The sequence below is a fragment of the Aeribacillus sp. SP014 genome, from assembly GCF_054055575.1.
This window is the reverse complement of sequence record NZ_JBSRXI010000001.1, coordinates 2,264,706-2,287,243: the sequence shown is the minus strand read 5'-3', so window position 1 is coordinate 2,287,243 and position 22,538 is coordinate 2,264,706. Positions and strand designations below refer to the sequence as shown.

Here is a 22,538-nt window from a genome sequence, read left to right as displayed (position 1 = left end):
TAATGTCGAGTTTGCAAATTTTAAAACCATTCGCAAGACGGACAGAGTATAAAATGTTGCGCGAATGGTTTGATGTGAAAGAGAAAGATGTCGGAGAGTTACGGTCAGGTATTTGTGTGATTCCAGCTATCATTCTTTTAAAAATGTCAGAAAGCGATCGTTCGTGCCTTATTCAATGGATAAAAGAGTGGGGAAACCAACTAATGGTTTTCCCACCATATCTTAATTTGGATATTTCATCATTATTGCAACTGAATCACTCGTTTTCCATTAAAGAAATGAATGAATGCATGTATGAAGGAGTTCCGGTGCGCGAAGAAATAGCGACTAATTTAACTCCCAAAATTCAATTACCGACTAAACAAACGGTTGCCGTTGACTTTTACTACGATACAAGTAGCGGATGCATTACTATCACAACATTGCCGCTTCTTGATTACCGGTTGCTTGAGCAGCGTGAAATATGTCAACGTCTATTTCAATCGTTAATGCACATCAATGAAAGAGATACAAAAGATGAAATGAGCGAAGAAAAACAAGTGATGTTTAAGCCCGTTCATCACTATTTACTTCTTCTCTCAGCAGCCGACGTCATAGAACGACAACAGCTCGTTCCGTTAATTCAAAAGTCTTTCTATTTAGAAGTACGTGAAAATGATGTGAAAAGTGCTTTTTCTGAGCTCGAAAATTTACATTATATTCATTCAGACGGAACCATCACCGAGAAAGGACAGCAGTATATTTTGGAAAATGGTTATCGTGCATTTGTAAGAGAAATAATAAAGTGGAGGAACGTTGATGGAGAATGGTAAAACGAAACCGTATACCGCGATTGCCAATAGTTTAGTAGCGAAAATCCAGTTAGGCTTGCCAAGTACGGTTACGAAATTAAGCGCGAAAATGCGTTTTATTGATCATATTGCACCAATCCTTCGCAACAGTGGTGTCATTCGTCCCATTGAAAAAAAATCACCACTAACGATTCGGGTATCGGGGATTGCAACCGAAAGCAAAACAATATCGGCATTTGGCGGTATTTTATATAGCGCTGGTGCTGTTCGTCAAGATTTATACATAGAGGAAGGCTCTGTGTACGAAACATTTCAAGACAGCCTCGTTGACATTGACGAAGCGGATGATATCGATGTTACTAAAAAACTAAAATTTGTTCATATTACGCAAATGTATGATTTGTTAGAAGAAATGGTGCAGGAATCTAATCCCCCCGCAAATGGTAATCGTTGATACACCATTATTGTTAGAGCGTTCTGATGCACCGTTAGAATCACATGAACAATTATTGAAAGATTATGAGCAATGTAAAGAACGAATAGAACAATTTTGGTCTATGTATCAAGATAAAATGTACCCGTTTAATCCTCATGGAATTCAATTAGTCTCTCTTAGTACAAAACGGTTTGGTTCAATCTTTTATGGATTAACAGCTGTAGAACGAGAAAAATATATCATTGACGGGGTTCATTTTTCTAAATTACAAGATATTGAGGAGTCTTTTTATAAGATTAAAAAAGTAGGTGTAAAAAAATTACTCCACGGTATTTTAACGCGTCGAACGAGAACGGCAGCTTATCAATACGATATTTTAACTTCAGATAATCGTCTTGAGCCGATAAAAGTAAGAGAGCTTGGGCTGATCAACTTTCATTTGCGTGCTGGGATGAGAACAATGCCTTTGCTTGTGGAAATGATAGGGAGCAACAAAGATTGGGATTCGAAGGCTATTGATGAATTAGCATCCTATATTGTTTCACTTTTTTCAGTGGATCAGCCAAAAGCACTTCCTCTGCCGCTTTGGTATGCCGAGTATGCTCTAAAACCAATTCGAAGTGGTGCCATTATTCATTATTTTAAAACGCAGGCACTCGAAATGATTAAAAAGGAAGAAGTAGAAAATGTTTGGACCGAAGAAGTAGACTTTTTCGGGGAGGGTGAATGATGAGTCAAGAAAAATATATTGGTAAACTTATTGGGAATACCGGAAATCCGAATGATTTAAAAATGGTGCTTCAAGATAGCTTTTCCGCACGCCGTGGCGAGTTTGTGAAAATTTTACATCAAGAACGTCCAGATGAACAGCCGACATATGTTCTTGGGCGGATTACCTCTATTTCCCGCAGTAATATTTTATACAACAGTGATCTTGGAGAAGGATTGAATTCGATCGAATTATTACCCGGAACACAAATGACTGGAGAGACATTATTTGCTTCCATTGACCTTGTCGGTTACAAGGAACCAACCACAGGACAAATTCGCATTCCGCGTCGCCCGTTAGATCCGGGAAGTAAAGTATATGGTGTTGATTATGAATTTCTTTCTAAGTTTTATCAATTTGATGAAAATAAAAGCATTGCGATTGGCAACTTAATAGGTTATGAACGTGGAGAAAATATTGTTCCTGTTTACTTGGATGTCAATAAGTTAGTGACAGAACATTTAGCAGTTTTAGCGATGACGGGTTCAGGAAAGTCGTATACGGTCGGTCGTATCATCGAACGACTAGTGGCGCAAATGAATGGAACCGTTGTTGTGTTTGATACGCACGGTGAGTATGGAAAGGCATTTGAAAAAGGGGATATCCATTTCAATACGAACCTTGATCATATTGAAGACGAAAAAGATCGGGAAAGCATTTTATTTATTCAAGAACGTTTCCGTGCTTTACAAGCGGCAGGAGGCGGTATTCATGTATATACGCCGCAAATGGAAGAGTTTGATTACAAATACGCTGGCAAAAATAAACACCTCGCGTTGCAATTTGACCACTTTGAAATGGACGATTTTGAAGAAATTTTGCCTGGCTTAACAGAACCGCAGCAACGGGTACTCGATGTAGCGATTCGTTATTGGAAATATAAGTATCCACACCCGCCTCGCGATATTAAAGATTTGCGTGAGTTACTTTCAGGCGATTTAGAAGAATTGCGGGGGTGGGATGAAATAACGGAAGCAGAAGCAAGAGCTTTAAGCGGCAGAAGTGCAGCGGTCGCTTCGATGAAGCTGAATCGCGTCATTAACGAAGCGCGAAGTTTTTACACAAAAGCGATTGGTGAACCGACGGATATTTATAAATTAATTGGTGAAATGAACGAAAAATATGGTCGATTAATCATTATTGATTTGCAAGGGTTGTCAGACGATGCAAAGCAAATTGTCACGGCGCTTGTATCCAGTGAAATTATGCGTGCAGCGTCAGATAAACAACGCCCGATTCGTCCTTGCTTCCTTGTATATGAAGAAGGTCATAACTACGCTCCAGCTGGCACACCAACGATTTCGAAAAAAATTATTAAAAAAATTGCCGCAGAAGGTCGTAAATTCGGGGTAGGTTTTGCCATCGTTTCACAACGTCCTTCTAAATTGGATGCAGATGTCACATCGCAATGCAACACGATTATTACCATGCGTCTAAAAAATCCGGATGATCAGCGTTTCATTACGAAAACATCCGATATGTTAACGAAAGCAGATATTGACGAACTTTCATCTTTATCTACAGGGGAAGCATTAATAACGGGACGCTCGATTCCAGCTCCACTATTAGTGAAAGTTGGAACAAAAGCGTTAGTTCATGGTGGTCAATCACCGGAAGTTGTCAAAGAATGGGGCGTATTCGGTGGATAAAGAGCAATTAAAGGCAATGATTATTGAAGAGTTTAAGAATGGAAAAATTCGCGATTCACTTTTTCCCATGTTTTCTGTTCATGGGATTCGTGATTATTCGGAAACCGTTCATTCAGCAGGACTGAATTATATTACGGAAATCGGTAGACATATTCAAGGAGTAACAGCTTTATCTGAATGCCCTGTTTATCCAATTAACCAACAATATAGTCATAGCATTACTCGAGAAGTTCGGCCGGATTCTGTATGGTATCGTCAACAGGACGTAAAGCCAATTCTTGTTTCAGAGTTTGAACGATTTGAAAATTCAAAGGGCAAGCATGATAAACTAAGAGAGAAGATTGAAAATTTATTATTAGCATATCATCAACTTGGTAGCGATTTACCATTGATTCTTTTTGTCTACTGGTCTTACAGCGGGGCTATTCCGAAAAATATCGATAAATACATTAGCATTTTTGATGAAGGGTTCACGTTACCGAACGGTCGCTTTATTCCAGGGATTAATTCGTTTGTTACCGATTATCTCGTTTTTCAAGCAGTAGCAAGCGGAACGAAGGAAAATCTCACCATAAATGAATGGATTCAAGTGAGGTAACAATCATGGTCCGTAAGCGTTATTCTATTCAACCAAAAAAGGATATGAATATCGGGGATAAATATATTTTGCAAGAAATGATAGGCGAAGGGTCATACGGATATGTATGGAAAGCCCTTCGCAGTGAAGATGAAGAAATCGTCGCTTTAAAAATCCCGAAAAGCCAAGAACGTGGTGATTCAGCATTAGTGGAAGGAGAACGTTTTATTGGCGTTTCTCATGAAAATATTATCAATATTTATTGGATGGGCAGAGTAGACGGTTATTTTGTCATTGAGATGGAACTGTTTGATGGGAAGCCGCTCTCACAAGAGTTAAGTGAAGAGGGAATTAGTCATCCACGGACATTTCAAAAAATGTTTGATATTTTTGATCAAGTACTAAATGGTGTTGAATTTATGCACTCCCTACGCATAGCGCATGGAGATATCAAACCTGACAATATTTTAATAAATGAAACTACTGTAAAATTAACGGACTTTGGAACGAGTCGATTGATTGAAGATATTTTCGTAAAAACAATTGATGGTGCAGGAACATTTGCTTATATCGCTCCTGAAGTTCTCCATTCGCAAACACGATATTTAAATTCTGACATTTATTCTTTAGGGGTTTTGTTATATCAATTGTTAACAGGAAAAACTCCACATGACACATATTTTAACGTGATTCATAATGTCCCTTTTCCAAAACCAAGAGAATTGAACGATAGTATTACACCTTCAATGGAAAAGGTCATCATGAAGGCGTTAGAGAGAAAGCCGGAAATACGATATCAGTCGGTTACCGATTTCCGCACCGAATTTAAAAAAGCGGTAGAGGAACATTTCAAACAGCAACAAGTTGAAAAGTTTATTCCTCGTGCAACATTAGCAAACAAACGAGATCCGCTAGAATTAGCGATGATGAATTGCAAACTTGGAAAGTTTACACTGGCAGAAAAAATTTTAAAAACAGAAATAACAAATGGAAATACACTGCCGGAGATCTCATTGCAGCTGGCATACGTATATTATAAAACAGGTCGGTTATTTGAAGCGTTGCGGAAAATCGAAAATATTGAAAGTACGGTAATTGAAGAAACACGTCAAGAAAGTTTTGATACGGCTGTAAAAAATCTAAAAGCAAGAATTTTCATAGCCATAAAAAAATACGAGGAAGGGCTACGCTTATATGAAGAATTGTATCAAAAAGAACCAGGAAATCTAGATTATCGTTATAAATTAGCACTATGTTATGGGGTGTGCGGACAGGAAGAAAAAAGTATTCAAATTCTAGAACAAATCAATCGAGAGACCCCAGGAATTTGGTCTGTTGTGAAAAAACTTGGTCAAGCGTACGACCAAAAAAGGGATTACGAACGGGCAAGAGCCTATTTTAAATATGCCTTAAAACTAAGACCAAATGATGAGTATGTAAAACAGAAGTTGGCTCTTTATGAGTATTATCTGTAATGAAATGATAAATAGAGAATGAAGTTAATCAATAATCCCGTAGCACAATGTGTGATACGGGATAATTTTATAGATTTTAATAATGTTATTAAAAAGTGGACAAGGTCAGTTTGCAGACAAAATGAAACATAAAACAGACACATGTTTTAGTTACCAGCTGAAATCACCCGTCTTACATTAATATAACTAGATTGTTCTGATGATGTATAAAATTTTGTGTAAGCATATTTCTAGATAAAGAAAAATAGGTAGGGTATTCTCAGATTTGCGACCAAACAAATTGAGAAAGGATGACCCTACCTATGTCTAGTAGTATACCTAACTCTGACTTCGCAAATCAACTGGAAAATATGATTCGTGAGTTTGTAAAAGAAAAATTAGAGCTCATCATGAAAGAAGAAATCAAAAACTTTCTAGAAGTAGAACAGAAAGAGATTTATAACTCCAGAATGGGTATTACCCCCGTTCTTTGGATACTAAGTATGGGAAAATTGATCAGCTTCATGTTCCACGAGATCGAAATGGGGATTTTCAAACCCAACTATTTGAACCTTATCAACATCGCGATGGTTGGCTCGAAGAAGCGATTATTAAAATGTACCAAAGTGAGATGAGCACTCGAGAAATCGGTAAATTTATCGAACGAATTCTTGGTTTCAGTTACTCCCCAACCACGATAAGCAATATTATAGATGCGACGATAGAAGACATTCGAAAATGGCAACAACGTCGACTCAATAAGCGTTATTCTGTCCTTTACCTAGATGGCTTATATATAAAAATCCGTCGTGATACGTATGCGAAGGAAGTCATTTATATCGTCCTTGGAGTCAATGAAGATGGCTACCGAGAAATATTAGGTTTCTATGTTGGAGGTCAAGAAAGTGATATTAGGTCAATAAAGTAGACACAAAAATTTATAGATTTTTTTTCGCAGCTACCGCGCTATCGCTTGGTGGCCTTTTAAAAATAATTACGACGTTGTCCTAATTATTTTTAAAAGGTAAATTTTCGGGTCTAACTATTCTATTAATATGTTCATTAAGCTCCCTTTTTATAGTACATACGTTCGTATTCAGATGGCGAAAAATACTCTGTTGCGGAGTGAATACGTTTATTATTGTAAAATATTTCTATATACTCAAATATGCTCTTTTTTGCTTCCTCCCTTGTTTTATAACGAGTCTGATAGATTAGTTCTTTTTTTATAACCCCATGAAATGATTCAATACAAGCGTTGTCATAACAATTTCCTTTGCGGCTCATGCTACATTTCATTCCGTATTCCATTAGCTTAGCTTGATAGTCATTTGAAGCATATTGACTCCCTCGATCAGAATGATGGAGGATAGAACCCTGTGGTTGTTGACGCTGATAGGCTTGCTTTAAAGCACTTAACACTAGCTCCTTTTTCATTGAACAGTCTATATGCCAGCCGACTATTTTCCTTGAATACAAATCCATCATACTAGCTAGATAAAGCCAACCTTCATCCGTTGGAATGTATGTGATATCAGCTACCCATACTTCATTTGGTTTCGTAACAGTAAAATGTTGGTTTAAGACATTTTCGTGGACCGGATGGTTATGTTTTGAGTTAGTGGTAGCCTTATGCTTTTTCACGGTACGAGACTTCATTCCCTCTTTGTTCATTATGCGGGAAACCGTCTTCTGTGAAACCTTAATGCCTTCATGATTAAGCTTTTTGGCAACCTTTGGACTCCCATACAGTTGGCGAGATTCGATATACACACGACGCACTTCCTGCGTCAATTCTTCTCGACGCTCTTGTCTAGCACTTTTGGGACGATCACGCCATTTATAATAACCGCTTCGAGAAACTTTCAATACTTCGCACATCTTCTCCAATCGGTAATCGAAGCGATGCTCATGGATAAATGAATATTTTACCGATGGTCTTTCGCGAAGAAGTGCATCGCCTTTTTTAAGATGGAGTTTTCCTCCTCCAGATCCCGAATACGTTTCTTCAGTTCACGAACTTCGTGGTCTTCGGATCGAAACGTTTGGGTTTCTGTTATTTCAGGTTCTTGCTTATATTTTTTCATCCAGCCGTGAAGAGTATTTTCGTTAATTTTGAGCTCACGAGCCACTTGTGCAACGGATTTCGCTTCCTCCAAAATATAACGAACAGTTTGACGCTTAAAGTCTTCCTCGTACCGCCTTTGTTTTTTTGTCATGTAGACACCTCATTTTTCAGTCTATTATTACTATAATAATCTGTGTCTACTTTTTAGTCTAACATCAAGTTCCAACCTATTTACGAATTGATAACTTAGCTGCAGCAGTTGTTTCAATTGGTAAAGGGGACAAGCGAACATACACTGACTCTTTTATTAGATTTAAATGTCACTATGGCTTTGAAGTTCAACCGTGTAACCCGTCTAGTGGACATGAGAAAGGCAATGTGGAAAAGAAAGTTGGTTATACAAGGAATAATTTGTTTACAACTGAACCAATAATGGAAAGTTTTCCGCAATTAGCGACTTGGATGAAAGAAGAAATGGAAAAAGACCGAAAACGTCCACATTATGAAAAAGATGTATTGATTGAGGAGCTGTGGATTGAGGATAAAAAGCATTTGAAACCTTTGCCTTTAACGGATCTTCCGATTTTTTCAGTGAAATCCGCAAAGGTTAATAAATACGGGGAAATTGAAGTCGACGGTGAAAAGTTTGTTATCCACAAAGTGAAAATGAAACAGACTTTAGTCATCAAGATGGAATGGGATAAATTTACCTGTTATACGAACGATGGAAAAGTGGTTTACCAAGAAGCCCGTCCCTATATGAATACTACAAGGAGGATTCCCTGGAATGATATTTTTATGGATTGGGAGAAGAAGCCACGGTCTGTAAGGTATTCGCGTTTTTTTAAGTATTTGCCGGAGAGAGTTCAAACGTATCTGACGATACGATCGGAAGAAACCAAATCTCGAGTCAAGGGGATAAAGAAATTATTAGAAAAATATTCGTTAAATGATATTCATGCGGTTTTAAAAACAGAAGAACGTTTTGAAAGGGCTCCACATGAACTTGGTTTTATCCTGGAAGCGAAAGAAGCAGCTTATCCAGAGAAACTAAGTGAAGCCCATACACCCGAGATACTGCTTAACTATGAAACAGATTTGAATGCCTATGATAAAAGGCTTTGTCCTTCTTTGGAAGGAGGTGTTTCCTAATGGCGAATTTAAAGGCTATTTGTAAAACTCTTCACCTTGCCCATATTATTGAAGAGTTTGAGCAGGTTCCGTTCGAAAGTAAAGAACAGTTTTTGCGTGATGTATTATTGATTGAAGTAAATTCCAGGCAGACAACGAAGATTGCTAGACTGATTAAAAAGGCTAGATTTAGAGAGCTTAAATGGCTTAAGGACTATGAGTGGACCGAGCAGCTGCACTTGCCAGCTACAACCTCGAAAGAGGAAATTTGCGATCTTCGTTTCATCAAGGAAAAGCAAAACCTACTACTTTTAGGGACACCGGGCACAGGGAAAACGCACTTAGGAACAGCATTGGGAGTAAAGGCTTGTGAAATGGGATATGAAGTGCGTTTCTTCCGGGTGGCTGATTTAGTAGCCCAATTAGAGGAAGCCTTGAAAGAGGGCACACTAAACCGGTTAAAACGCCAAATTGAGAAGTGCGACTTGTTTATATTGGATGAATTGGGCTACGTCCCTTTTCAAAAGCAAGGTTCTGAATTATTGTTTCATATTATCGCAGACTGTTATGAACATAAAAGCGTTATAGTGACATCTAACCTTGAATTTGGTCAATGGAACGTGTTTTTGGGGATAACCGACTAACCTCTGCACTTGTGGACAGACTAGTGCATCATGCACATGTCATAGCATTCACAGGGGAAAGTTACCGATTGAAAAATGCCCTTTCTTCTATAAAAACACAAAATGGTAATTAATGTAAAAATCGCTGCAAGCCTATGTAAATTTCGCTGCATTTTTCTGCACTTTTTGCTTGCAAAAAACAAAAGTGGTCCAAAAAATACGCAAGAGAGGTACAATCATGGGAAAAAGATTTAGATGTTCTACTTACGTTTATGAAATATCCACAAAGCATACGAAGCGTCATATACACGACAAACGCGATCGAAAGAACCATTAAAGACATACGTAAACGATGAAAGACGATGAATAGTCTTACAAGTATAGAAGCTGCGGAGAAAATCACGTATTTGACCATATAAGACTTTCATGAAAAATGGTCGAATAGAAAATTACGAGGTTTTTCAAACGCCTATCAAGCCCTACAAGAAATGTTCGAAGAAAGATTCTAAAATTTGTAAGTGTGTAAGGATATTTGAAGGGGCGTGCGCTTCCCACTAGGAGACTGAATATTCAGTCTCCTAGTGGGAACAGATAAATGAATTTGCATAATCTGAGGATACTCTATAGAACCTTACACAAAATTCTTGACGGTACCAAATCGAAGATTACATAGTTTGGTTTATGAAGATAATTATATATATTTTAATATAAAAGCATTTTCTATCTGTTTTAAACATTTTATCATAAAAAAGTTTTAAAAAATTCTAATAATTAATAAGGAGTACAATGTAATCATGAATAATCAATTGCGAGAACATTTTTTATACCTAATGAAAGAATATCTAAAAGCGAAGCACGAAACATTTGCTGGACATCCGATTGGCAATTTTGTAAGAAACGAAATACCGAAAAATATTAGCAGCTTTTCTTTTATCAATAAAGATACATATGTGGTTAGAGGTTCAGTTGGTCAAGGGAATTGGGCTTCTGTTCCTTGGATCGCTGTATTGAATAATAAAGTTACTACGTCTACTCAAAGAGGCTATTATCTTGTGTATTTATTCAGTGAAGATATGAAAAAAGTTTATTTAACCTTGGCCCAAGGAGTGACCGAAACATCTAAAGAAGAGATGATCAAAATTAAAGAAGAGATCCGAAACAATATTCAAATGAATGAAAAAGTGAAAAAAGATGACAATATCTATCTAGGGGAAAGTGGTAAGGCGAAGGAGTATGAATTTTCTACTGCTGCATATATTCCATACTCTATCGAAAGCATGCCAACTGATGAAGAATTGAAAAATGATTTAAAGGACATGATCCAATACTATGAAAATTATATTGAGTACAAGCAGAACAACGTTAGGCCTGATGAGAATGGAATTATATTAACATCCGAACAAATCACTCACCACATCCATTCCTATATTTCTAGTAAAGGCTTTTACTACACTAAAGAAGAAGTGATCAATCTATTTTTATCATTAAAAACAAAGCCGTTTGTCATTCTTTCGGGGATTTCAGGCACTGGGAAAACGAAAATTGTTCAATGGTTAGCAGAAAGTGTGGGAGCCACCGAAAAAAATGGAAGATTTACGTTAATCCCTGTTCGACCCGATTGGAACGATGGGTCAGATTTGTTAGGGTATGAAGACATTAAAGGAGAGTTTCGACCAGGTCCGCTTACGAAAGTAGTGCTCGAGGCGGAACAAAATCCAGAATATCCATATTTTGTTTTGTTAGATGAAATGAATTTAGCGCGTGTCGAGTATTACTTTAGCGATGTTTTAAGTGTAATGGAAAGTAGAAGGTGGGAGAATGGAAAAATTGTGTCCTCGAACCTTCTTTCCAAAGAGGTAGCGAGAAGAGAGGTCACCTTTCCATCAAACGTTTATATCATCGGGACGGTTAATATGGACGAAACTACTCATCCATTTAGTAAAAAGGTGTTAGATCGGGCAAATACGATTGAGTTTAATCGTGTGGACTTGTCACATCTTGAATTTTTAAAAGGGCTCGAGGAAGTTCATCCAATTACATTAAAGGATCAAGCTTTTTCTGCGAAATATTTGCATTTAAAAGATGTTTATCAGGAGTATCCACATATCGTTGAGCAAGCAACGAATGAGCTCGTACAAGTGAATCAGTACTTGCAGCCACTTGGGGCTCATGTTGGTTACCGTGTGCGGGACGAAATTTGTTTTTACCTTGCCTATGCTGAAGAAGGAAATTTGATGACATATAAAAATGCGTTTGATCACTGTCTTCTTCAAAAAGTCTTACCAAGAATTTCTGGAAGTGATACGAGGGTACAACGGGCATTGGAACAGCTGTATACGTTTTGTACAGGTGTTGAATTACATGAGAATTACGAAGATCCAGCCAATTTTTCCTATGCCAAATATCCGAAAAGTGCAGACAAAATTTTAGAAATGTTAAGGAGGTTAACGGACAATGGCTTTACGTCCTTCTGGATTAGCTCATGAGGATGTAGAGCTAGTCTACATTGAAACTGAACTATTAACACTCGTCATGAAAGGGAAGCCTTATCATGAGCGGTATCAAGGTTTGAAGCAATATCGAAACATGGATGTTCACGAACAAATGGAATTTTCGGTCGATGGGGAAGGCATTCAAGAGATAAAAGTATTTGATGTGGATCAACAAACATTAGCCGACTGGTCGTATCATCGTCCAATCTTTTTTGAAAACGGAATTTACCAAGTCATCGTCTCTCCGAAAGTCGATACAGAATTGTCTTTTTATCATGAACACCCTTCTTTAAGAAGAGCGGTAGACAAAGTAAAGATCGGACAATCTTATGTGTTAATGGGGAATCTCCAGTTTCAAAATGAAGTGGGGCTATCAACCTTTGAGATTAGAGATGAAAACAAAACTGTGTTAGAGGTCACAATTGAAATTTTTCCAACGAAATTAAATTACAAAGAAGATTATCTCAAACTATTACAAGAAGTAAACGATGAAATTTATAATCTCGCCTTTCACTTTATCAAAAAAACGTATCAGCGGGCCAAAGTAAAGCTGGAGGGAACCCCATCTAGAAGTGAATTTTTTCGCTTAATGGACGTTCATTTTCACTCTTTTTTTCAAGCGATCAAACGAATCGAACAGCAGCCTCATCATCAACTTGTAAAAACTCATGTCAAGGCAAGAGGGGATCAATTAGGACGTCTCGATCAAAAAGGACGACATTATTTGCGCAAACGTCCGCAGCTTTTTCGAGATGTGCCCAATGGTATTGCGATCCATGACCGTCTCGTCATGCCTGTTTCCGGATTAAAAATCAAAAAAGATCTCACATTTGATACATTGGAAAATCGTTTTGTCAAATGGATGATGAACCGATTAATCGATAAATTAGCGGATTTACTAGAAAAAATACATTCAAAAAACAAGCGCTATGAGGTTGAGCCTGATCAGGATCTAATCGAAAAGCTTTCAAACATGAAAAGAGAATTAGAAAAGAAAGTAAATAGTTTCTTTTGGAAAACGATCGGGATACTCGATCGCTCTGTCATGAGCCTTGTATTGCAAATGGCTTCTGGCTATCGCGATGCCTTTCAAATTTATTTATTAGTGACAAGAGGTCTTGCACTGCATGGAAAACTGTATCAAATGTCCGTCAAAGATGTCGCGACCCTTTACGAATATTGGACGTTTTTGAAATTAGGACAAATCTTAGATAAAAAATACAAGTTAGTAAGTCAGGATATTATTCGTGTCAATCGAAACGGTTTATTTGTCAACCTGGAGAAAAATGCTTCAGCTACACGAATATATAAGCATCCGTACACAGGTGAAAAAATTATTTTAACGTATCAAAAATACGAAGGGAAATTACCAACCATCCCGCAAATCCCGGATACAATGCTATTGATCGAAAAGAAGGGAAAGGATTACACATACAATTATATATTTGATGCAAAATACCGTATCGATTTTGCGATGGAAGGGAGCAGCTATCATCGAAACTATCAGCTTCCAGGACCAACAGAAGAAGATATAAATACGATGCACCGTTATCGAGATTCACTAGTTGTCCGCCACCAAGGACCATACGAACGAACCGCTTTTGGTGCTTACGTTTTATTTCCTTGGTGGGATGAAGACAGCTATCAAGAGCACAAGCTTTATAAAAGCATCAATGAAGTCAATATCGGCGGCTTGCCGTTTTTACCAAATGCCACACGCTTAGTAGAACAACTGATCGAACGACTAATTGAAAAAAATCCTGAAGAATTACAAAAGGAAGGAATCCTCCCAAGAGGAACGATCGAGGAATGGCAATCTTCTCTTGAGGAAAAGGTCCTTGTCGGTATGGTCCCAAGAGAAGAAAACTATCGGGCGAATCTTCAGCATCGATTTTACCACATCCCTGTCAAACGTCTTAATAAAGGCTGGCAAGAAGCTAAATATGTTGCCCTTTATCCGAAAAAAGGAGCTACACCGACAAACGGTGTGACGTGCTACGGAAAAATAACCGACGTCCAATTTGTGAAAAGATATGAAATCACCGAATTACCGAAAAACAGTGCAGAAGAATATGTCAAATTCGAAATCGAAAGCTGGCATTTTCTCAAAGAAATTATTAAACCCGTTGGCTATGGAATTTCTGTCTACACAATGACAACCTTAAATACCTTAAAAGATGCGAAAGAATTGCCAGAGCTTTTCATGAAATCAAAAGAAGAAGTCACATTATGGCGCATGTTGCGCAGACTATCCAATCGCATCCGCTTCGACCTTGACGCCCGTTATCTCGACAAAGCATTGAAAATCGAAGCGTATCGCATCAAAGATATCACCATTCAACTCGATGGCCGGCAGCTTGTGATTACGAAAGGGAACTTAAGAAAAACGTTGCCAATCGATGAGTTAAGAAAACAGCCGGCGTTTGTGTTTAAGGAGATATTGAAGGTGATGGGATGAGATGATAGAGGGAAAAATGTGTTTTTAGATGGATTATTGAGCCAAAATGGTTAGGACTACCCGGATATGTCACTTTCGATTACAGATGAACAGGATATTGAAGCGGAAAGCGAAAAAAGTTAAAAAAAAAAGCGGAATTTTTCGTTGCTTAGGGATAACAAAGGATATGATTATATTTGCACAGTAAAATAAAAATATGACGAATCTTTCAGTGGTCTTGATTGATGTAGTGATTCTCTAATCAATGCTCAATTGAAGAAAGAGGATTATGTTCATGAGTTTGTTCGATGTTAGTCATTGGGAAAAAGATGAAGAAAGGCAAGCTTCTGGAACTAGACAAAAGTTTTGGTTGATTAACCCATTGGATAAACAACGGTATTTATTTAAGATTCCTAAGGAGAATACGGGTGAAGCTTGGGCAGAAGTTATTGCCTCGAAAATCGGACAACTAATGGGATTAAAAACAATGAAAGCTGATTTAGCAGTCTATAATGGTATATTAGGCATTTTATCAGAAAACTTTGTCCATGATGATAAGGAATTTTATGAAGGCGGAGATTTATTTTTTACCATTGCCGAAGATTTTGATAGATACAGCTTAAAGTATTACGATTTTCCAAATATAATAAAAGTATTATCCGAATTTAGTCTTGAAAGAGACTTTATTCAAATACCCATATTCGATGCGCTAATTGCAAATCAAGATCGACCTGCGACAATTGGTGAATCATTGTTTATCAAGCAGGTTATCAGCTTGCCCTATATATGATAACGGAGCATCATTAGGGTATCAATTACAGGAAGAGCGTATCCTAAGAATGTTTCAAGATCAAAGAATGTTTACAGCTTTTACAAACCGAAGCTACTCTTTAATCGGGTTGCCTGACAAAAAGAAACCAAAATATAGAGAGTTATTAAATTTTATTTATCAATTATATCCACAAGAAACAAAAGAAATGGTTGAAAGAATAAGTCAAATAAATGAAAAGCAAATACTTGTCATTTTAAGTGAAATTTCAGAAGAAGCAATGAGTAAAGTTTATAAAGAATGGGTATTAAAATTATTACAATATCGAAGAGAGTGGCTAATAAATTGGCATACGAAGGTGAAATAAATGACCCGTCCTTTTGTACTTTGGTTTATTTGGCAAAACGAACGTATGTGCCAGCGATATCATATTGGGAATTTAGTACATCACGAAGGCAAATATGTATTTTATTATGAAAAAAGCAGAAAAAGAAGGGGATTATTAGACGCATTAGAAAACGGATATCAGCCACATTTAGCGTTTCGCGATATCGATAAAATATACGTTTCTGACAGGCTATTCGGGCCTTTCGAACGACGTTTGCCTGATCGTCGCCGCCCTGATTTCCCAGAAATTTTGCGGACGCACGGCTTGTCAAGTGATTATACGGAAATGGATTTATTGCGAGCTACCGGCGGCAGGCTTGCGACTGATTCATATGAGTTTGTAGCACCTATTTATGTGTACGGAAATCACTTTGACTTTGATTTTTATATTGCTGGCTGGAGATATTATGAAGGGGAACAAATCCTTAAACAGCTAAAAATCGGAGAAAAGGTACAGTTTCAACTAGAGCCAGAGAATGAACAAGATCCGAAAGCAGTGATTGTATTAACAAGCCAAGGGCGTAAGTTAGGATATATTTCCAGCCTTTTATAGTGAATTTATGTTTAACTTTATTGAGAACGATGAAGATTATGAAGCAAAAATTCACTCCATTCATTTAGAAGCTCTCCCACAATTGAAAGTAAATATAAGCGTTTGTGGGAAACTGGTTCCGTCTTTAAAGGAACGGAATTTAAATATGGTGCATGATTTGCAGTTAGAAATGATATAACCATTTTGTAAATTCAGTTTTAGGTTGCGATGTCGTTGACAATAAGCACATTGCTTTTTATTGTCCCTCGGTTTGCTGGAAAAGAGTTTTTTGAAAAACAAATAAGGAGCGGGATGCGGCGGGTAATAGACGAGATGTTATACTGGAGCATTGGCGAACGGAACCTTGAGTTTTTTTACCAACTCTCTTGTTGCTAGTGCTGGGTGCGCCTGGGTTTGAATGGACAATGTTCAGAAAGTTGAATTTTCGAATTATAACATCGTGTTAAGATATTTCAGTAAACTATTTTCCTAAACTCAAAATGTAAAACTACAATAAAGTCGATTAATGTTAATATCAAACACACAAAGGGGCTTCAAAAAGTCAGTTAACCATGACTTTTTGGACAGCCCCTTTTCTTTGTCGTTAAATCTTGCAGAAATGCAATACTCCACAAAGGGAGCTTTCAACACTTACTTTAAGCACGCTCCCCGCAAAGAAGGTTTTAATCTTTGTTTAGTAACAATATACCATTAATACATGGGAAGATCAATGAAATTGACAAGTTTTACTTCTTTTTATTGGAAATTAGGTCTCGAACTTTTTGGTTCTGTGGATGCTCTAACGCTCTCATTTTTTGAAAATAGACCAGCAAGTAATTCGTATCGTTCCTTCCCCTTATTGTTTATATTAGGTGAAACAAGAGGAAATTCTTTAAACTTCATGAGGAAGCTTGTATTTTGCTTTGTCGCTTTTTAGGATGCTCTAAAATAATATTTTATTTGAAATAGATGAAAAAACTTTCATTTCTAAATTGCTAGCAGAGAATAAACGATAAAAATGGAAGTAATTTAACGAAGTTCCCATTCTTTTACCAACAAATCTAAGAGAAGCTTTTGTCGTCTTTCAAGTACTTTTGGTGTCCATTCTTTTTCTTGGATCACTTGGGTTGTCAAAGCAAATGTACTGACTCCATCTTTAGATTGAAAATAGGTAGATTTTTTACGCTCAAAATCAAAGTTTTTTGCACGTGAGTTTTTCTTTGTGGTGAGTAAAACTAAATTACCTAATTTGTGTACATACTGTTCAATGTTTGGAAAATTCTTTGTCCACTCGCTTTCCTTAGGAGGAGTTTGTGGCAGTATATGTTCAATTGTAATTGTATTGTAATCATAAGATGGCTGTCCTTTAGATAGCAATGCATCTAAACGTAAAAGTACATATCGTTTAGCGGCATCTTTTAATTTTTTATATACATCCCCATTCAACGCTTCAATTACTTCTTTCTTTTCATCGTCAGTAAGATTTAACGTACTCGTTTTCGAAAAAGGGTCTTTGCCTTGTTCTAATTCTCGTAAAATAGTCGAATATTTTGATTGTCTCCAGTTAAAATTTTTCCGTAAAACCATATGAACGGCTGCAAATCTTTCAAGACGTTTTAAGAAAGCCGGAATGTTGTTATTATAATGATGCATATAATACATAGCTACAGGTATCCAGTCCATATTATCAATTCGATTTAGAAATTCTAAAATCTTGACGGTTTCTTCATCATTAACAAACGATGTTTTATAATTTCTTATTTGTATATAAATGTCGCTGTATGGTATCAATATTTCATCGATAAATGTTTTTCCAGACATGTTTTCTAAAATACTATCGTATTCATCCTTAAGGTTTCCCGCGCCTTTTCGCTTTTGTAAAATCATACGGATATGTGAAAATAATTCATTAAACTGTTCACGACCAAGCGCACTTTCAATATCTTCCCATTTTTCTGTGTAGATTTCTTGCTCGCTTTCAGGAATTTTACCGATAATTTTAGCTTTTAAAATATCAGTAACCATTAAATCTAGTCCACGGTCGTTTAAAACAGTAAAGATACGAAAAGCAGAGTCAAAATTCGGTGTGGACACAATAACCATATAGCATAGCGTAGCAATGACACTTGGCAACGTTGTTAAAGTAGATTCATCAAGGTCATTAAAGCGCTCTAAATAATATAGCGCATTATCCCTAATTAATGCTTGACTGTCTGTTTTTACAGGGGTTTGTTCTGTTAGTTTTGTAATTCCATCGCGCTCTTGAATGTATTTTTTAAAAAAGTCATTGTCTTTCTTACGTAAACGAAGACGATATGTATCTTCAATTTTACGAATTCGGCTACCGCGCTGAACAATAAGTTCGTCAATTTCATTCGCATATTCTTCTGGTAAATAACTGCGAAGAGCAGATAATAAGATAGTTAAAGTCGTTAAACGCTGCTGCCCATCCAATACTTCTGCCTCTGGTTTCTCCCCTTTTACAAGGACAATGCTTCCAAGAAAATAAGGTTCCGGGATTTGCTCAATATTTTTTTCAGTGATTCCGTGATGTTCAATGAACTCAAGTAAATCATCTAATAACTCTCCTGCTTGCTCGGTAGTCCAAGAGTAAGGTCTTTGAACAGAAGGAATGGTAAATAAAAAATCATCACTAAATACTTTATGTAGCGGCATTTCCTGAGCGTTCAGAGGGGTGTGCATCTATTTTCATCCTTTCTTTTCTTTCATAAACTTTAATGAGAGTTAATTAGTTTTTCGTCTCCTAATATATTGTAATATTTTCTTAGCTGTTGATGCGAGAAAAAATCACTCATTGCTCCCATATTATAAATAATATGGAATGGATTGAAATGAACATGTAACTTTCTTCTTGTCAACAATCGAGAATAATAGCGAGAAGAATTTGAGACTAAAAAACATTGCCATAGTTTGTCGGATGTCTGTTATTGTAAAATAACGTCGAGTATAATAAAGACAGATACTATGTTCGGCAGCGTAAGGAATAGTTTTACATTTGGGAGGTCTAATGAGTGACAACACCATATCAAAGCAAATACTTTGCTTATGAATTAACGAAACAAAATTCCTCACATTCGATAGGGCGGTTAAGTCAATCGCTCATTAATGCGACGGTTGATTTAAACCCGCATCAAGTGGAAGCCGCTTTATTTGCCTTTCGTGCTCCATTGGAGAGAGGAGCGATCTTAGCTGATGAAGTAGGATTAGGAAAAACCATTGAAGCGGGACTTATTATTAGTCAATTGTGGGCGGAAAGAAAGCGTCACATACTTGTTATTGTTCCTCCACCGCTTCGGAAACAATGGAATCAAGAGTTATGGGAAAAATTTTATATTCCGTCCATTATTTTAGAAAGTAAAAATTTTAATGAAATGGTACGTTCGGGGCACAAAAATCCTTTTTTACAACAAGACCAAATTGTGATTACTTCGTATCAATACGCTCGCAATAAAGCAGACATGTTACAAAAGGTGCCTTGGGATTTAATTGTCTTTGACGAAGCGCATCGTATGCGGAATGTGTATAAAAAATCAAATAAAATCGGACGTACATTACGAGCAGCAACAGCTGGCTATCCGAAAATCTTATTGACGGCAACACCATTACAAAACTCTTTAATGGAATTGTACGGGCTTATTAGTTTTATCGATCCTCATATTTTTGGAGATGAAACAACGTTTAGACGTCAGTTTGCCCGCGGTACGAAAGAAATGTCGGAAATAGATTTTATTGATTTAAAACAACGTATTAAACCTGTTTGCCATCGTACGTTAAGACGGCAAGTTACCGAGTATGTGAATTATACACAGCGTATTCCGATTACTCAGGAGTTTATGCCAACGAAAGCAGAATGGGAATTGTACGAAAAAGTATCTGCGTACTTACAGAGAGAACAACTTTTTGCGTTACCGACAAGCCAAAGGGCATTAATGACATTAGTTGTCCGGAAATTGCTGGCATCTTCTTCCTTTGCTATTTCTGACACATTGCTTTCTCTAATTAAACGACTTGAGCAGTTGTTAGTGGAACTAGAGCGAGGAAAAACAGAAATAGCCGCAGAGCATTCGGACGTTTATGCAGATGTTGATGAATTTGACGATACAATGGAAGAGTGGGGAGAAGATGAACAGCCATCATACATACGTGAATTGTCGTTAGCTGAAATGAAACATCTTGTCCAAAAAGAAAAACAAGAATTAGAAGAATATTATTCACTAGCGAAGTCGATTAAAGAAAATTCAAAAGCGGAAGCATTGTTAATTGCACTTGAAAAAGGATTTGAAAAATTAAGAATGTTAGGTGCAAACGAAAAGGCGGTCATCTTTACCGAATCACGGCGAACGCAAGCTTATTTGCGTGAATTTCTCGAGCGTAACGGTTACGCTGGCAAGATTGTATTATTTAATGGAGAAAACCAGGATGAACAGGCGAAGCAAATTTATGAACAATGGATGGAAAAACATCAGCACGATGATAAAATTACCGGCTCAAAAACAGCCGATATGCGTGCAGCCCTTGTTGAATATTTCAAAGAACAAGCATCGATTATGATTGCGACAGAGTCGGCATCAGAAGGGATTAACTTACAATTTTGTAGTTTAGTCGTTAACTATGATTTACCTTGGAATCCACAGCGGATTGAACAGCGGATCGGCCGTTGTCATCGTTACGGTCAAAAGCATGATGTCGTTGTTATTAACTTCTTAAACCATAAAAATGAAGCCGATAAAAAAGTGTATGAAATTCTCTCAGAAAAATTCCGCTTGTTTGAAGGCGTTTTTGGTTCTTCAGATGAGGTACTAGGGTCGTTAGAATCTGGTGTCGATTTTGAAAAACGAATTCAACAAATCTATCAAACTTGCCGCACCGCAGAAGAAATTGAACAAGCATTTAAAAAATTACAAGCGGAGCTGGATGAGCAAATTCAATTAAAAATGAAAGAAACACGCATGCATTTATTGGAAAATTTTGATGATGAGGTAAGAGAAAAACTACGTGACCATTACCATCAAACGAGCTTACATCTCAATCGCATGGAACGCTACCTTTGGAATTTATCAAAATACGAAGGAGCGAAGGAAGCAACGTTTGATGATGAAACATTGAGTTTTGTCAAAGATCATGAAACATATCAAATGATCTCGCAAGCGAAAAAGCAAGAAAGAGAGAACGTCCATCACTATCGTTTTTCCCATCCGCTTGCACAAAAGTGGATCGAGCAAGCGAAAAACCGGGAACTGTTGCCAAAGGAAATTACGTTCCGTTATTCGGATTATAAAGGGAAAGTCAGTATTTTAGAGCGATTGATCGGGAAAGAGGGATGGCTGTCATTAGACTTGCTTCATGTCGAATCGCTGGAAAATGAACAGCACCTTGTTTTTTCAGCGATTGATTTAGAAGGAGAGCAACTCGATCAAGAAATGTGCGAAAAAATGTTTGAACTACCTGCCATTGAAGGGGAAGCGATTGAGCTTTCCGAGTCGATTTGCAATACGCTTCGTCGAATTAGTGAAGGACAACAAGAAGCAATCTTAAATGAAATTATGGAAAGGGCATCTGCTTATCTTGATTCAGAGTTAGAAAAGCTGGAAAAATGGTCACAAGACTTGAAAAATAAGCTCGAAAAAGATATAGATGAAATGACAGTTGAAATTGAACGTTTAAAAAGAGAGGCAAAACTTACGCGTAACTTAGCAGAAAAGCTTGAAATGAATAAGCAAATTAAGGAACTCGAGAAGAAGAGAAACGAGATGCGGCGAAATCTCTATGACCAGCAAGATGAAATTGATGCACAAAAAGATCGGCTATTTGAAGAAGTAGAGAAAAAATTGGAACAACGCACCTCAACAGAACATCTTTTTACAATAAAATGGAAAATTGTGTAACAGTAGGAGGGAGTACATTGGCTCAAAAACAAAAACTAGAACTTACGTGGATTGGCAAAGACGAACAACCAAAGCTCGAACCGCGCATTCTTCTCGAAGATCCGGAGCTTTCTTATCATGCGAAGGAACGAGTGACGGAAAATGATATTTTTGATAACCGGCTTATTTTCGGCGATAACCTGTTAGCATTGAAGGCGTTGGAACAGGAGTTTGCAGGAAAAATAAAATGTGTTTATATTGATCCTCCCTATAATACGGGTAACGCTTTTGAACATTATGATGATGGGGTAGAACATAGTATTTGGTTATCATTAATGAAAGCTAGATTAGAAATTATAAGAAACCTTATAAGTGAAGACGGTTCGTTATGGATTTCAATAGATGACGATGAAGCTCATTATTTAAAGGTTCTTTGTGACGAAATATTTGGGAGAAGAAATTTTATCTCTAGTATTGTATGGCAAAAAAAATGTAAGCGTAAAATAATCCCCACCTTTTAATGATAGGGATTAAATAC

General features: G+C 37.1%; 15 protein-coding genes and 4 pseudogenes. 17 read left to right on the top strand and 2 right to left on the bottom strand.

Annotated features, from left to right (window positions below):
- Positions 1-2 precede the first annotated feature (2 nt).
- From ACVIJU_RS11105 to ACVIJU_RS11075, 7 genes and pseudogenes are all read left to right on the top strand, one after another.
- Complete coding sequence (locus ACVIJU_RS11105; protein WP_456687607.1) at positions 3-812, top strand: hypothetical protein; 810 nt, start codon at positions 3-5, stop codon at positions 810-812.
- Positions 799-1,245 carry a hypothetical protein gene (locus tag ACVIJU_RS11100; RefSeq protein WP_456687606.1) on the top strand — a complete coding sequence of 149 codons (447 nt, stop codon included), beginning with the start codon at positions 799-801 and terminating at the stop codon, positions 1,243-1,245. The genes ACVIJU_RS11105 and ACVIJU_RS11100 overlap by 14 nt, the downstream gene beginning before the upstream one ends.
- Entirely contained in the window at positions 1,232-1,957 is a 726-nt protein-coding gene (locus ACVIJU_RS11095) for a hypothetical protein (RefSeq protein WP_456687605.1), read from the top strand. Before ACVIJU_RS11100 ends, ACVIJU_RS11095 begins: the two co-directional genes overlap by 14 nt.
- Positions 1,957-3,645 (top strand): helicase HerA domain-containing protein, encoded by a 1,689-nt coding sequence (locus tag ACVIJU_RS11090; RefSeq protein WP_456687604.1) that lies wholly within the window; start codon positions 1,957-1,959, stop codon positions 3,643-3,645. Before ACVIJU_RS11095 ends, ACVIJU_RS11090 begins: the two co-directional genes overlap by 1 nt.
- The gene (locus ACVIJU_RS11085) at positions 3,638-4,243 is read left to right on the top strand and encodes a hypothetical protein (protein ID WP_456687603.1); all 606 of its coding nucleotides are present in this window, start codon (positions 3,638-3,640) and stop codon (positions 4,241-4,243) included. The genes ACVIJU_RS11090 and ACVIJU_RS11085 overlap by 8 nt, the downstream gene beginning before the upstream one ends.
- Positions 4,244-4,248: 5 nt before the next feature.
- On the top strand, positions 4,249-5,697 hold the full coding sequence (locus tag ACVIJU_RS11080) for a protein kinase domain-containing protein (protein WP_456687602.1): 1,449 nt from the start codon (positions 4,249-4,251) through the stop codon (positions 5,695-5,697).
- 302 nt (positions 5,698-5,999) lie between these two features.
- Positions 6,000-6,583: pseudogene (locus ACVIJU_RS11075) on the top strand (IS256 family transposase); the annotation flags it as partial.
- Between the two features lie 155 nt (positions 6,584-6,738).
- On the opposite strand, the gene ACVIJU_RS11070 reads toward ACVIJU_RS11075, so the two are convergent.
- A protein-coding gene (locus ACVIJU_RS11070; protein WP_153028110.1) for an IS3 family transposase occupies positions 6,739-7,895 on the bottom strand; the annotation gives its coding sequence in 2 pieces (ribosomal slippage) (positions 6,739-7,634 and positions 7,634-7,895; 1,158 coding nt in all).
- Positions 7,896-8,122: 227 nt separating this feature from the next.
- Here ACVIJU_RS11070 and ACVIJU_RS11065 point away from each other — a divergent pair.
- The 8 genes and pseudogenes from ACVIJU_RS11065 to ACVIJU_RS11030 all read left to right on the top strand — a co-directional run bounded on the left by ACVIJU_RS11065 (position 8,123) and on the right by ACVIJU_RS11030 (position 16,314).
- Positions 8,123-8,896 (top strand): hypothetical protein, encoded by a 774-nt coding sequence (locus tag ACVIJU_RS11065; protein ID WP_456687601.1) that lies wholly within the window; start codon positions 8,123-8,125, stop codon positions 8,894-8,896.
- Positions 8,896-9,632, top strand: a pseudogene (gene istB, locus ACVIJU_RS11060) (IS21-like element helper ATPase IstB). The gene ACVIJU_RS11065 and the pseudogene istB overlap by 1 nt, the downstream one beginning before the upstream one ends.
- A 63-nt stretch (positions 9,633-9,695) precedes the next feature.
- Positions 9,696-10,007: pseudogene (locus ACVIJU_RS11055) on the top strand (transposase); the annotation flags it as partial.
- 285 nt (positions 10,008-10,292) lie between these two features.
- Entirely contained in the window at positions 10,293-11,984 is a 1,692-nt protein-coding gene (locus ACVIJU_RS11050) for an MrcB family domain-containing protein (protein ID WP_456687600.1), read from the top strand.
- Entirely contained in the window at positions 11,953-14,448 is a 2,496-nt protein-coding gene (locus ACVIJU_RS11045) for a DUF2357 domain-containing protein (protein WP_456687599.1), read from the top strand. Before ACVIJU_RS11050 ends, ACVIJU_RS11045 begins: the two co-directional genes overlap by 32 nt.
- Positions 14,449-14,722: 274 nt before the next feature.
- Positions 14,723-15,217, top strand: a complete 495-nt coding sequence (locus ACVIJU_RS11040) for a HipA domain-containing protein (protein ID WP_232515552.1) — start codon at positions 14,723-14,725, stop codon at positions 15,215-15,217.
- 49 nt (positions 15,218-15,266) lie between these two features.
- Positions 15,267-15,563 carry a HipA domain-containing protein gene (locus ACVIJU_RS11035; RefSeq protein WP_340856990.1) on the top strand — a complete coding sequence of 99 codons (297 nt, stop codon included), beginning with the start codon at positions 15,267-15,269 and terminating at the stop codon, positions 15,561-15,563.
- Positions 15,564-16,314: pseudogene (locus ACVIJU_RS11030) on the top strand (HIRAN domain-containing protein).
- A gap of 830 nt (positions 16,315-17,144) precedes the next feature.
- Here the strand turns inward: ACVIJU_RS11030 and ACVIJU_RS11025 are convergent.
- On the bottom strand, positions 17,145-18,818 hold the full coding sequence (locus ACVIJU_RS11025; RefSeq protein WP_456687598.1) for a DUF262 domain-containing protein: 1,674 nt from the start codon (positions 18,816-18,818) through the stop codon (positions 17,145-17,147).
- Between the two features lie 329 nt (positions 18,819-19,147).
- Between ACVIJU_RS11025 and ACVIJU_RS11020 the strand changes: the two genes are divergently transcribed.
- Positions 19,148-22,021 carry an SNF2-related protein gene (locus ACVIJU_RS11020; RefSeq protein ID WP_456687597.1) on the top strand — a complete coding sequence of 958 codons (2,874 nt, stop codon included), beginning with the start codon at positions 19,148-19,150 and terminating at the stop codon, positions 22,019-22,021.
- Positions 22,022-22,038: 17 nt separating this feature from the next.
- Positions 22,039-22,521, top strand: coding sequence for a DNA methyltransferase (locus ACVIJU_RS11015; protein WP_456687596.1), 483 nt, complete (start codon positions 22,039-22,041; stop codon positions 22,519-22,521).
- Positions 22,522-22,538 lie beyond the last annotated feature (17 nt).